Source organism: Bacillus sp. AFS017336 (assembly GCF_002555445.1).
In the GTDB taxonomy this organism is placed as follows: domain Bacteria; phylum Bacillota; class Bacilli; order Bacillales; family Bacillaceae_G; genus Gottfriedia.
On record NZ_NUCO01000019.1, the window covers coordinates 56,332 to 69,734 of the forward strand.

The 13,403-nt window shown below is 33.4% G+C and carries 15 protein-coding genes; 14 read left to right on the forward strand and 1 reads right to left on the reverse strand.

Translation table 11 applies throughout. The features are described 5' to 3' along the window. The first annotated feature begins 52 nt into the window (after nt 1–52). From aroA to CN601_RS09770, 10 genes are all read left to right on the forward strand, one after another. The gene (gene aroA / locus CN601_RS09725) at nt 53–1,336 is read left to right on the forward strand and encodes a 3-phosphoshikimate 1-carboxyvinyltransferase (RefSeq protein ID WP_098121046.1); all 1,284 of its coding nucleotides are present in this window, start codon (nt 53–55) and stop codon (nt 1,334–1,336) included. Between the two features lie 17 nt (nt 1,337–1,353). After that, nucleotides 1,354–2,613, forward strand: a complete 1,260-nt coding sequence (locus CN601_RS09730; RefSeq protein ID WP_098121047.1) for a tetratricopeptide repeat protein — start codon at nt 1,354–1,356, stop codon at nt 2,611–2,613. Between the two features lie 54 nt (nt 2,614–2,667). Beyond that, entirely contained in the window at nt 2,668–3,207 is a 540-nt protein-coding gene (locus CN601_RS09735; RefSeq protein ID WP_098121048.1) for a ReoY family proteolytic degradation factor, read from the forward strand. A 677-nt stretch (nt 3,208–3,884) separates the two neighbouring features. Beyond that, on the forward strand, nt 3,885–4,334 hold the full coding sequence (locus tag CN601_RS09740) for a DUF2487 family protein (RefSeq protein ID WP_098121049.1): 450 nt from the start codon (nt 3,885–3,887) through the stop codon (nt 4,332–4,334). A 143-nt stretch (nt 4,335–4,477) separates the two neighbouring features. Beyond that, nucleotides 4,478–4,981, forward strand: a complete 504-nt coding sequence (locus CN601_RS09745) for a QcrA and Rieske domain-containing protein (RefSeq protein WP_098121050.1) — start codon at nt 4,478–4,480, stop codon at nt 4,979–4,981. Nucleotides 4,982–4,983: 2 nt separating this feature from the next. Further along, on the forward strand, nt 4,984–5,658 hold the full coding sequence (gene qcrB / locus CN601_RS09750; protein ID WP_056466653.1) for a menaquinol-cytochrome c reductase cytochrome b subunit: 675 nt from the start codon (nt 4,984–4,986) through the stop codon (nt 5,656–5,658). Between the two features lie 63 nt (nt 5,659–5,721). Further along, on the forward strand, nt 5,722–6,498 hold the full coding sequence (locus CN601_RS09755) for a menaquinol-cytochrome c reductase cytochrome b/c subunit (RefSeq protein WP_098170922.1): 777 nt from the start codon (nt 5,722–5,724) through the stop codon (nt 6,496–6,498). Between the two features lie 189 nt (nt 6,499–6,687). Next, nucleotides 6,688–7,233, forward strand: coding sequence for a DUF1405 domain-containing protein (locus CN601_RS09760; RefSeq protein WP_098121117.1), 546 nt, complete (start codon nt 6,688–6,690; stop codon nt 7,231–7,233). Nucleotides 7,234–7,291: 58 nt separating this feature from the next. Beyond that, nucleotides 7,292–8,074: a sporulation protein YpjB gene (locus CN601_RS09765; RefSeq protein WP_098121052.1), complete on the forward strand. Its 783-nt coding sequence runs from the start codon at nt 7,292–7,294 to the stop codon at nt 8,072–8,074. Between the two features lie 58 nt (nt 8,075–8,132). Then, entirely contained in the window at nt 8,133–8,813 is a 681-nt protein-coding gene (locus tag CN601_RS09770; RefSeq protein ID WP_098170923.1) for a zinc metallopeptidase, read from the forward strand. Between the two features lie 63 nt (nt 8,814–8,876). Here the strand turns inward: CN601_RS09770 and CN601_RS09775 are convergent, their stop codons facing one another. After that, the gene (locus tag CN601_RS09775) at nt 8,877–9,749 is read right to left on the reverse strand and encodes a YitT family protein (RefSeq protein WP_098121054.1); all 873 of its coding nucleotides are present in this window, start codon (nt 9,747–9,749) and stop codon (nt 8,877–8,879) included. 136 nt (nt 9,750–9,885) lie between these two features. Here CN601_RS09775 and CN601_RS09780 point away from each other — a divergent pair, with 136 nt between their 5' ends. The 4 genes from CN601_RS09780 to bshA all read left to right on the forward strand — a co-directional run bounded on the left by CN601_RS09780 (nt 9,886) and on the right by bshA (nt 13,402). Further along, nucleotides 9,886–10,215 carry a nucleotide pyrophosphohydrolase gene (locus tag CN601_RS09780; RefSeq protein ID WP_098170924.1) on the forward strand — a complete coding sequence of 110 codons (330 nt, stop codon included), beginning with the start codon at nt 9,886–9,888 and terminating at the stop codon, nt 10,213–10,215. Between the two features lies 1 nt (nt 10,216). Continuing rightward, nucleotides 10,217–11,020, forward strand: coding sequence for a 4-hydroxy-tetrahydrodipicolinate reductase (dapB, locus tag CN601_RS09785; protein WP_098170925.1), 804 nt, complete (start codon nt 10,217–10,219; stop codon nt 11,018–11,020). Between the two features lie 519 nt (nt 11,021–11,539). Next, on the forward strand, nt 11,540–12,241 hold the full coding sequence (gene bshB1, locus CN601_RS09790) for a bacillithiol biosynthesis deacetylase BshB1 (protein WP_142317325.1): 702 nt from the start codon (nt 11,540–11,542) through the stop codon (nt 12,239–12,241). Nucleotides 12,242–12,271: 30 nt separating this feature from the next. Next, nucleotides 12,272–13,402, forward strand: a complete 1,131-nt coding sequence (gene bshA, locus CN601_RS09795; RefSeq protein WP_098121057.1) for an N-acetyl-alpha-D-glucosaminyl L-malate synthase BshA — start codon at nt 12,272–12,274, stop codon at nt 13,400–13,402. Nucleotide 13,403: the final 1 nt, after the last annotated feature.

Here is a 13,403-nt window from a genome sequence, read left to right on the forward strand (position 1 = left end):
AATAAAAAATGGAATGTAATTACGTATAGAAAGGTTAGAAAAGGTGGCTACGATGAGAAATTCTCAATTAGAAAAAATCCGTTTAGTTGGTGATGTGATAATTCCGGGAGATAAATCAATATCTCATAGGGCAATTATGTTTGGTTCATTAGCGAAAGGGACGACAAAAATAACTAACTTTCTATTAGGTGAAGATTGTTTAAGTACGATTGCTTGTTTTAGAAAATTAGGTGTACAAATCGAAGTAACAGAAGATGAAGTAATTGTTTATGGCAAAGGAATTGAAGCATTAAAAGAGCCAAATGCAGTACTTGATGTAGGTAACTCGGGGACAACAGCACGATTAATGATGGGAATATTAAGTGGTTTACCATTCCATTCAGTTATTATTGGTGATGAATCAATTGGGAAAAGACCAATGAAACGGGTTACAAAACCTTTAAAAATGATGGGAACTTCTATAGATGGACGTGAGGATGCTACATATACACCTATTTCTATAAGAGGTGGTTCACTAAATAGTATTTCATATGATTCTCCTGTTTCAAGTGCACAAGTTAAATCTTCAATTTTACTAGCGGGTTTATTTGCAAACGGAACAACTGTTGTAACTGAACCAGAAAAGTCTCGTGACCATACTGAAAGAATGTTAAAGGCATTTGGCTGTGAATTAGTTGTAGACGGAAATGCCGTTTCAATTGACGGTAACCAAGAATTAATTGCAACAGATGTTACTGTACCTGGTGATATCTCATCTGCGGCATTTTTCTTAGTAGCAGGGTCGATCATTCCAAATAGCGAGATCTTATTAAAGAATGTCGGCGTAAATCCAACTAGAATTGGCATTTTAACCGTTTTAGAAAGAATGGGAGCTAATATTACCCTAGAGGATGAAAAAGTAGTAAACGGAGAACCAATCGCTAATATAAGAGTGAAATCATCCGATTTAAAATCTACTATCATCGGTGGTGCTGAAATCCCAACATGTATCGATGAGTTACCTATTTTAGCATTAGCAGCGGCATTAGCAGACGGTGAGACAATTATTAAGGATGCTGAAGAATTACGAGTTAAGGAAACTGATCGTATCCAAACAGTTGTAACAGAACTTACAAATCTTGGTGTAAGCATTGAAGCAACAAAAGATGGTATGATTATACAAGGAAATAGTTCTTTAATAGGTGCAAATGTAAATTCACATGGAGACCATCGAATGGGAATGATGCTTTCAATCGCTGCACTACTTGCAAAAGGTGATACAATAATCGAAAACACAGAGTGTATAGCGGTATCTTTTCCGAATTTTAAAGAGCAATTAAATGAATTAATAAAGTAGTCATACGAGGTGTAAGAATGAGTTTATATGAATCTGTTCAATTAATTGAGAACGGTCATACCGAAAAAGGATTAGAATTATTAAAAAAGAGTATAAAAACGGCAACTGACGAAGAAAAATACGAAGCTGCTCTAGTCTTTCAATCTTTAGGGTTAATTGAAGATGCGAAAAGTATTATCGAAGATTTAGTTTATCTATATGATGACGACGATGAGCTTAAAATAATGTACGCAGAAATTTTATTGGACCTTGATTTAGAAGATGAAGCTTTAGAAACCTTACTAGCAATTAAAGAAGATAGTGAGTGTTACGTTCAATCGCTATTATTAATGGCAGACCTGTATCAAGTTCAAGGTCTTGATGAAGTAGCAGAGCAAAAATTATTTGAAGCAAAAAGAATTTTACCGAATGAACCTGTAGTAGATTTTGCATTAGGTGAGTATTATTTTAGTAAATACGATTATAAAAAGGCAATACCCTATTATGAAAGATTAGCTAACGAAGAAATTGAAGTAAGTGGCGTGAATAAAGATTTAAGACTTGCTGAATGTTTAAGTGCAGAAGGAGAATGGGAAGAAGCAATCTCATTCTATGAAAAAGGAATTGAGAAAACAAAAGATTTCCATACATTATTAGGTTATGGAATTACTTTATTCCAAGCAGAACGCTACTCAGCAAGTATTCCAGTGTTTGAAGAGGCCATATTCTTTGATCCTGAGTATTTAGTTGCACACTTATGGTTAAGTAAAGCCCATGACCTAGAAGGACAAATCCAGGAAGGTTATGACATATTACAGAAGGCTTTACTAGTTGATGAAACGAATGTAGAATGTCTTTTATCAGCAGCGAAATTAGCTCGTAAATTAAAGAATTTAGAAGCAAGTAAAAAGCATTTACAGGAAGCATTAATATATGACCCTTCTCTAATCGAGGCTGTTCAGTTATTAGTCGGAATTCATTTTGAAGAAGATGATTTCGATGAAATAATTGGTACAATTGAACTAGCAATTGAGCATGGAGCTTCAGATCCTCACTTTAATTGGGATTTAGGGAAAGCATATTATGGAAATGAAAATTATGAATTGGCATTAAAACAATATCGTCTAGCATATAATGACTTTAACCAGGAAATTTCCTTCTTAAAGGAATACGGAGACCTATTGTTTGAAGAAGGTTTACTACAAGAAGCAAGAGAAGTTTACAGTAAACTTGTAGACGATGAATATCTACAAGAAGAAGTAAGAGAGCGTCTTGAAAGAATAAATGAAATTCTGTAGTTTTCTTTATTCAGAAAAGGGGACAAATTTAAAGGACAGAGGAGGGATTTAATAATGGCAACCCCTGTATCTGTGAATGAGAAGAAAGATTTTGTAAAATGGTTTCTAAGTAATTTTCAGTTGAAGCAAAGAGAGTGTGTTTGGATTTTAAATTACCTAATGAGCCATGATTATTTAATGAAAAAGGTTCATTTCGTAGAACAGTCTAAATATTGTCCACGTGGTTTAGTGATGTCGACAAACTGTGTTAAAGAAGTTCCATTTCATTTTTATAAACAAAATGTGATGACGACGGATGCAGAGAAATCATTTCATGATATTCGACTTAATAGGGATGAGGATATTTATATCCAGCTCAATTTTAAATCTTCTTTTCAATACCCGATGTTTGTTTCAGTTTTAGAAGAGAATCCACACATACCAAAAAATTTAAATAGTAACGAAAAAGATCGCGTTATTGCTGAAAAACTATTGTCAGATTCAATTATTAACTTTCAAAAAGACAGATTAATGAGAATGATCGATGACGCGCTTGATCAACAAGACAAAAAGCTATTCCAAGAATTAACAAAGCAACTAAATTCATTAACTTAATGTAAAATCGAAAAAGTCCTCAATTTTGGGGGCTTTTTAATTGTTTCAGAATACAGGAAAGCATTTTTAAATAAAGAAGGAAAGGTAAAGAATAGGGATAACATCACAGAACATTATTTATCCTTCCGTCTAGACACTTACTTCCTTATCACTGCCTCTTACTACAAGTTAAAGGAAAAGAAATGAACAGTATATACAAATATAGATGGATTAATTGGTTTAATCTTTGTCAGAGTGAATATAAAATGATGCTAATTGATTGAAGAACAAGTTCAATGTTTAGTTTATAAGCGACGATTTATAGCAATTGGTAAAGATCATTAAGGTTCTTCATTACATGCTTTTTTATTTTATAGAAGTTATTTGAACGAATATTGCTCGACTCCTATGGGAAAGTGAAGGCTAAAGACCCTCAGGCGCGCGAAGGAGGACGCTTCTTGCTCCATTGAAGCGAGAATCCTATAGTGCAATTTAACCTCATATGGCTTCTTTTAGTTTGAAATAAATTACTAAATTATAGACATGTTCTTTTTTCAACACCCTGGAAAAAGACCACATTTTTGAGGGCTTTTTTTCTTTCTTAAAATAGTAATGTATGGTTAAATGGAAAATAGATATTTGTTCACAAAAATTTCACAATTATAATTAAATTATTTTAATAGAAAGAGGTAATTTTGATGAAATGGACAACGAATGAATTAAATCAAGTTTTAGAAAATTTGGAGTACATCGATACGATCATTATTCCACTTTGTCCCGTTTCTTTGAAAAAAGAAAATATTTCTCTAGCGGAACAACGAGAGGACATAATAATCCTTACTTCTGAGATTGAACGTACATATAAAGGTAGAGTTGTGATTTCCCCAGAATTTACTTATTTGCCTGAAGAATCTAATAAAATAGACCGATTAAAGGCTTGGTATGAAGGGTTTAAAGGTGAAGGCATTAAGCATGTTTTCTATTTGACATGTGATTTTGATTGGAAACAATTTGAATCTGAAATGGATGAATCGTTAATATGGTTACCCACTTTAAACATAAATAGTTTAGATGAATCATCACAAAGAGTAATAGTAGATAAACAATTATCACATATTAATGCATTAATTTCTAAAAGATGGGGATAAAAATAAAAACAACATTATTACTATGATTATTATTAGGATATTATTGACCTTCTAAATTTGTTATTATATTATGAAAGTGTCCTAGTTTTATTATTATAGCTGTTGTCCGTACAGGAGTACTTGTGATAGAGGGGGGAATTTTCATGAGTGAAAAGGTTTCAAGACGCCAGTTTTTAAACTACACTTTAACAGGTGTAGGCGGTTTCATGGCAGCAGGAATGCTTATGCCATTGGCTCGTTTTGCCATTGACCCAGTCTTACAAAAAGAAGCAGCTGGAGAAATGGTGCAAGTTGGTCTAGTAAAAGATTTAACAACTGACCCAAAACGCTTTGACTTTAAAGTAAAGCAGGTTGATGGTTGGGTTAAATCTGATGCTACTCACATTGCATGGGTTTACAAAAATTCAACTGGAGGAATTGTTGCATTATCACCTACTTGTAAGCATTTAGGCTGTACAGTTGGTTGGAATGACAACAAAGATTTTCCAAACGAGTTTGTTTGTCCATGTCATGGGGGACGTTACATTAAAGATGGTAAAAACATTAAAGGTACACCACCGCTTGGTCCACTAGACAACTACGCGGTAAAAGTGAAAGGTGATTCTTTCTATCTTGGTAAATTAGAACCAAATACAGGGGGTAAATAATCGTGCTTAACAAAATTTACGACTGGGTAGATGAGCGATTAGAAATTACGCCTCTTTGGAGAGATATCGCTGATCACGAAGTACCAGAACACGTTAATCCAGCACATCATTTTTCAGCATTCGTATATTGCTTCGGTGGATTAACATTTTTCGTTACAGTAATTCAAATTTTATCTGGAATGTTTTTAACAATGTATTATGTACCAGATATAAAAAATGCATGGGAATCAGTATATTACTTACAAAACAACGTTGCATACGGACAAATTGTTCGTGGTATGCATCACTGGGGTGCAAGTTTAGTAATCGTTATGATGTTCTTACATACTTTACGTGTATTCTTCCAAGGCGCATATAAAAAACCTCGTGAACTTAACTGGGTTGTAGGGGTACTAATTTTCTTCGTAATGCTTGGTTTAGGTTTTACAGGATATTTATTACCTTGGGATATGAAAGCGTTATTTGCGACGAAAGTAGGTCTGCAAATTGCTGAACAAACACCATTTATTGGTAAGCAAGTAAAAACGTTAATTGCAGGTAATCCGGAGATCATCGGTGCACAAACATTAACTCGTTTCTTCGCAATTCATGTATTCTTCTTACCTGGTGCGTTACTTGCTCTTATGGGTGCCCATTTCTTAATCATTCGTAAGCAAGGTATTTCAGGTCCACTATAAGATTCAGTGCATGGGGCTTTAGTAAAAAATGACTAAAGTGTGTCGAAATAAAGGAGGGAGAACATGCATCGCGGTAAAGGAATGAAATTTGTAGGTGACTCACGTGTACCTGCAATGGAAGGTCGTAAACCCAATGTTCCAAAAGATTATTCTGAATATCCAGGGAAAACAGAGGCATTCTGGCCAAACTTCTTATTAAAAGAATGGATGGTAGGAGCGGTTTTCTTAATTGGATATTTAACATTAACAATTGCACATCCATCTCCACTTGAGAGGGTTGCAGACCCAACTGATACTGGCTATACGCCATTACCAGACTGGTATTTCTTGTTCTTATATCAATTCTTAAAATATAGCTATGCATCTGGTGACTATAACGTAATTGGTGCATTCGTAATTCCTGGTATTGCTTTTGGTGGCTTATTATTAGCTCCGTTCTTAGATCGTAGTCCACATAGAAAGCCAATAAAACGTCCATTAGCAACTGGTTTTATGTTATTAGCTTTATCTGGTGTAATTTATTTAACATGGGAAGCAGCAGCTCACCATGACTGGAAAAAACAAAAAGAACAAGGTAAGATTCGTACTTTTGTTGAATTAGATAAAAAAGACCCTGGATATCAGCTATTGCAAAAAAATACTTGTGTATCTTGCCACGGAGATAATCTTCAAGGTGGTGCAGCAGCTCCAAGTCTTCAAAATACTGGCTTATCACCTGATCAAATTGCACATATCGCAAGAAACGGTGGTCAAAATATGCCTAAAGGCGTATTTAAAGGAACTGACGCAGAACTTAAGGTTTTAGCTGAATTCGTTGCAAAAGCAGGTAAATCAGAATAATGAAAAGAGAGTCGAATTTTCGACTCTTTTTTTATGTTGAATTGTATATTGAAATAATAACATGTTAAAATCGTGTTGATACATATAAATTGTGAACTTTGTGTGTTATAAATTTGTGGATTAACCAAAATGAAAGTGAAGTGAAATGAAATAGTGAATTTATATAGTCTGCTACGGCTAAAACCAAACATGGTTGCCCTATTCATTATAAATGTATTAGGTACGGCCTATGGATATTATTGGTATATACCTCAGCTTGCCTATACTCCTAGTTGGTTAAAAATATTTGTTCCAGATAGTCCAACTGCCTCGTTATTTTTTTGCGTTGTATTGCTGCTATTCATCTTAAATAAGCAAAATGGGTTAATTGAGGCACTTGCATATGTAAGCTTGCTAAAATACGGCATTTGGGCTGTTATAATGAATGGTATGGTTCTCTACGTTAAGGGCGGTCTTGATACGATTGCATACTTATTAATTTTTTCGCATGGAGCTATGGCTGTACAAGCTCTTTTATATTCACAGACATTTAGAGTTAAAAAGTGGCAGTTGGTAGTTGCAAGTATTTGGATTTTACAAGATCTGATTTTTGACTATGTTTTTGGTACAATGCCTGAATACTTTATGCTATCTGATTTTAGAATTTGGATTGCATTAATAACATTTTGGTTAACGATATTAGTGATCTTTTTGGCTTATTATCAATTAATTTTTAAAAAAAGAGCTCGTATGTGAAGGGTTCTAATCTTGTCCTTTCTCTCATAATTATTAGTAGTTATGAGGGAGGGGTTTGATGAAAAAATTAATTGCAGGGATAAGCGTTTTTTTTATTTTCTTTTCATTTAATACCGTAAAAGGCTACGCTAAAATAGATCAAGAAACTTCACTTATTGAACAATCGCTTTCTTTAGTACAAGATGGTGATTACGTTCATGGAGCTAATCTATTGGAGCAACTAGAGTCAAAATATATGGCGTCAGTTAAAAAAAATAAAGATTTCACTCCTAAAGAGTTAGAAACAATTGCAGTTACATTTCAAAATGCGCTAGTATCTTTAAAAAACGATGGATCAGACCCTCAAGAAAAGGTTGCTGATGTATTAGGACTAAGATTATTGATTGATGCTTCTGAAACGACAATGCAACCAATGTGGAAAGAAATGAAAAAGTCAGTAATGACACCATTAGAAAATATGGATTCAGCTTATAAGCGTGGGAATACTGAAGCATATGAAACGCAATTAAACCAGTTTTTGAATCAATTTGAAATAATCTATCCTAGTCTTATAATGGATTTGCCTTATGATGAAGTGAAAAAAATTAACTCCCTTGTTTCTTTTTTAGATGACTATCGAATTAATCAAAAATCATTACCTGCTTTTCAACAAAAATTAGATGAGACCCAAAGTGAATTATTATTCATTTTTGAACAAGGGAATTCAATTATTCCACCAGTTTCGATTTGGACAATTTTTACAACAGGGGTAATTATTGTAGGGACATTAAGTTACGTTGGATGGAGAAAATATATAGGTGATCGAAATAAGAATAAAAAACGAAGAGAACATAATGATTGACAAATTTCTCTAAAAGTATATACAATATCGTAAAATCTCACTCCTTGGAGGAATTACAATGAGTTACTTAATTTACTTTTTAATTTTGTTGATTGTGCCGTTATATGCTCAAATGAGAGTTAAATCGACATTTAAAAAGTATTCGCAAGTTGGTTCTACATCACATTTAACAGGTGCAGAAGTAGCTAGAAAAATTTTAAATGAAAACGGACTTTACAATGTTGCAGTTGAAGAAACTCGTGGATATTTATCCGATCATTATGATCCGCGTGCTAAAGTAGTTAGATTATCATCTGAAAATTATCATGGCTATTCAGTTGCAGGTACGGCTGTCGCTGCTCATGAAGTAGGACATGCAATTCAAGATGCAAATGATTATAGTTTTTTAAGATTCCGTCATTCATTAGTACCTGTTGCGAATTTCAGTTCCAATTTTTCATATGTATTTATATTAATTGGTATGTTTTCTCGTCTATCAGGTGCACTATTAATAGGTATCGTTTTATTAGCACTAGGTGTACTATTCCAAATTGTTACACTACCTGTTGAATTTGATGCCTCAAGTAGAGCTTTAAAACAGGTTACAACATTGGGGATCATTAATTCGAATGAGCATGTTTATGCAAAACGTGTTTTAAATGCAGCCGCATTGACATATGTTGCAGCAGCTGCTGTAGCAGTCGCAGAATTATTAAGATTAATTTTGATTTATACTGGTATTACACGTAGTGATGATTAAAAGCATTAAAATAAAAAGAGGTTCTGGCGCTAAGCCTGAACCTCTTTTTGATTGAATTAATAATTACGGATGTAATGGAACTTTATTTTCATCTAATGTAAATCCTTCACCAAGTACATCGTGAACTTCAGTTACAGCCACAAAAGCATGTGGATCAATATCTTGAATGATATTTTTTAAATGAACTAATTCATTTTTTGGTACTACACAAAATAGAACGTCTTTACTTTCTCCAGTAAATGTACCTGTTGCTTTTAAATAAGTTGCTCCACGTTCCATTTCCTTCATAATTCGGGCGGCAATTAAATCATTTTTCTCAGAAATAATATTTGCTCCACGTGCAGCGTATGCACCTTCTTGCATAAAGTCGATAATTCTTGCTCCGACAAAAACTGCAACTAAAGTATACATTGCTTCATATGCTTTTAAATAAGTTAAAAGAGAAAGTGTAATAACTACAAAGTCAAATATAAACATCGTTTTACCCATGTTTATACCTTTGTATTTATAGACTAATCGAGCAATGATATCAACTCCACCAGTAGTACCACCAAATCTAAAGATAATTCCTAATCCGATCCCAATAAATACACCTGCAAATAATGAAGCTAACATTAAATCGCCGTGAACATCTATATTGAAAGTAAATTTCTCAAATAGTTTTAAGAAAAATGATACTGCAACTGTTCCAATAATTGTATAAAGCATCGTTACTGTACCAAGTAATCTCCATCCAATAAAAAATAATGGAATATTTAAGGCCAGATTTGAAATCCAAACTGGGATATTTAATTCAGCTAAAAGAATTAAATTTATTCCCGTAAAGCCCCCTTCAGCTAGATTGTTTGGAATATTAATATTCATAATTCCAAAAGAAAAAATTGCAGAACCTAAAATAATAAAAAAGATATTGCGTAACTTTAATTTAAAAAACATATACTTCCTCCATACTGTTAAAATCACCCTAAACTCTTATTTTTATCATATCTTGTATTTTTTTCAAGTAAAATAATATATAATTTGTCAAAAAGTGGTCATTTCGATAAGATTTAATTGAGGAGTTGATAATAGTATGCACGAAAAAACGATGAAAGAAATGCAAAAAGAAGTAGATACATACATAGGTCAATTTAAGGAAGGATATTTTAGTCCTTTAGCAATGATGGCTAGGTTAACTGAGGAAATGGGAGAACTGGCTAGAGAAATAAATCATACATATGGTGAAAAGCCAAAGAAGAGCACTGAAAAAGAAAAACTAATTGAAGAAGAGCTAGGTGATGTATTATTTGTTATGATTTGTTTAGCAAATAGTTTAAATATTGATTTAGCAGACGCGCATGATATTGTTATGAAAAAATTTAATACAAGAGATAAAGATCGTTGGACGAGAAAGGAAGAATAAAATGGAGAAATTAATTAGAGTAGTATTGGCTGGACCGAGAGGGAAAATGGGAACTGAAGCATTACAATTAATTGATCGAACTGAGCATTTTCACCTGGTAGCAGCAGTTGATTATAAATTAGGTGGAGAACAAATTCAAAAGATTAACCCAGGGTTTAAAGGTGAAGCAAACATATATGAAACATTAGAGGAATGTATCGAAAATGAAAGTTTTGATGTACTTGTCGATTTAACTACACCTGAAATTGGTAAAAAGCATGCATTTTTAGCTTTGAAAAATGGAATTCGACCTGTAATCGGTACAACTGGATTTACAAAAGAAGAACTAGAAGATTTAAAAGAATTAGCTTCTAATAAAGAGCTAGGTTGTATTATCGCGCCTAATTTTGCGATTGGTGCAATCTTAATGATGAAGTTTTCAGCAATGGCAGCTAAATATTTCAAAGATATCGAAATTATTGAGCTACATCATGACCAAAAATTAGATGCTCCTTCAGGTACAGCTTTAAAAACAGTTCAAATGATTGAAGAAGTTCGAGAGGCTAAAGTACAAGGCCATCCTAATGAAGTTGAAACAGAGACTGGCGCTAGAGGTGCCGAAATGAATGGTATGAGGGTACATAGTGTTAGATTGCCTGGTCTTGTTGCACATCAACAAGTATTATTTGGTGGCGATGGCCAACTATTAACAATCCGTCATGATTCAATGAATCGAGCTTCCTTTATGTCTGGAGTAAAGGTAGCGGTTGAAGAGGTAATGAAACTTTCAGAACTAGTATACGGCTTAGAAAATATCATGGACTAAAGAGATGATAAGTGGCAACGGGACTAAGGCAGGTGCAGTATAAAATAGTCAACAGTTAAGATGTAACTAGGTATATTTGAGCGTAAATTTCTTTTGATAGTGGAATTTCTATGTTTTTATAGATAATTTGTTCACTACCAACAATTTTTAGTAATGGCTCTTTCTCAGAATAAATTATTGAGATGATAATTGTATGGTAATAAATTTAAGCATTAGCTGATAAGTTTTCGATTACCGATATTAGTAAAATAAACGAGTAATTAATTTCTATTTTTCTAAATACAAGGGATTAGTTAGGGGATATATTGCACACTTTTTTATTTTAAAGAAGTCGATTGGAACGAAAGGGTTCTCGACTCCTATGGGAGATGCGGGAAGGCTGAGACCCCGCAGGCTTGCCGAGGAGGCTCAAGAATCTCGCCCCATGGAAAGCGAGAATCCTGTAGTGGAAATCAACCACATACAGCTTCCTTTATATGGAAATAAAATTTTTAGTTAGTTCGAAAGAGAGTGAGAAATGTGGAATATTTTGATGTACTAGCATTTGGAGCACATCCCGACGATGTTGAGATCGGAATGGCAGGTACGATTGCTAAATTTACTAAACTAGGGTATAAGGTTGCTATTTGTGATTTAACAGAGGCGGAGCTTTCATCAAATGGTGATACGTTCATTAGAAGGAAAGAAGCTGAAGCAGCCGACAAAATTTTAGGAGTTTCAAAGCGTTTTAATTTATCATTGCCTGACCGTGGGCTATACTTGTCAGAAGAGGCAATAAAACAAGTAGTTGCATTAATACGAATGACAAAACCTAGTATTGTATTTTCTCCATATGAAGTGGATCGACATCCTGATCATGGAAATTGTACAAAAATTATGGAAGAAGCGGTTTTTTCTTCAGGCATTAGAAAATTTAATGTAAATACGAATCATGATGCTCATAAGGTTAAACACGTTTTCCAATATATGATTAATGGTTTCCATCGTCCGAATTTCATTGTTGATGTTTCCGAAACAATTGAAATAAAAAAAGCAGCACTTGAAGCGTATGAAAGTCAATTTACGCAAGGTCCAGATGGTGTAGTAACACCACTAACAAACGACTATGTAAATAGTGTTATTGCAAGAGAAAAAATTTTTGGTAAAGAAGTAGGCATTCCATATGGAGAAGGTTTTCTAAGTAAGAAACCAATTCTATTAAATGCAGATTGGTTAGTTTAAAAAGAAATGAAGAAGTTTAGGAGAGATAAAATGAAGTTAAAAATTGGGATCACATGTTATCCTACTGTAGGTGGTTCTGGCGTCATCGCGACTGAGCTAGGTAAGTTATTAGCAGAACTAGGACATGAAATTCATTTTATTTCATCAAGTATGCCGTTTCGTTTAAATAAAGTGTATCCTAATATTTATTATCATGCAGTTGAAGTAAATCAATATTCAGTTTTTCAATACCCACCATATGATTTAGCTTTGGCGAGTAAAATGGCTGAAGTTGCAAACCGTGAAAAATTAGATATTTTACATGTACATTACGCGATTCCGCATGCAATATGTGCTGTTCTAGCAAAACAAATGATTCATCATGATATTAAAATTGTAACGACATTACATGGTACTGACATAACCGTTCTAGGCTATGACTCCTCTTTAACAGAGTTAATTAAATTTGGTATTGAAAAATCCGATGTCGTAACAGCTGTATCGAATGATTTAATAAGTCAAACAAAGGAATTAGTGAATCCTGATAAAGAAATACAAACAGTATATAATTTTATTGATGAAAGAGTGTACTATAAAAGAAATTGTCGAGCTTTAAAAGCTGAATACGGAATTCAAGAACATGAGAAAGTAATCATACATATATCTAATTTCCGACAAGTAAAACGAACAAAAGATGTTGTTGATGTATTTAACAAAGTTCGAAAAGAAATTCCTTCCAAGTTACTATTAGTAGGTGACGGTCCAGAAATATCTAGCTTATGTAAATTAGTTAGAGAGCTTGGCATTGAAAAGGATGTTTTATTCCTAGGTAAACAAGAAAATGTTGAAGAATTGCTTTCAATGAGTGACATAAAACTTCTCCTTTCATCAAAAGAAAGCTTTGGTTTAGTATTATTAGAGGCTATGGCTTGTGGTGTACCATGTATCGGAACTCGAGTTGGTGGAATACCCGAAGTAATTGAACACGGTGAAAACGGTTATATTTGTGAACTTGGAGATATTGATCAAATCGCATATTATACACTTAATTTATTACAAGATGAAAAGTTATATAAACAAATTTCAAAACGCGCAGTTGAAATTGTGAAAGAAAGATTTCACTCAAATCAAATCGTATCACAATATTTATCTATTTATAATGAGCTAGTAGGAATGATTTAAT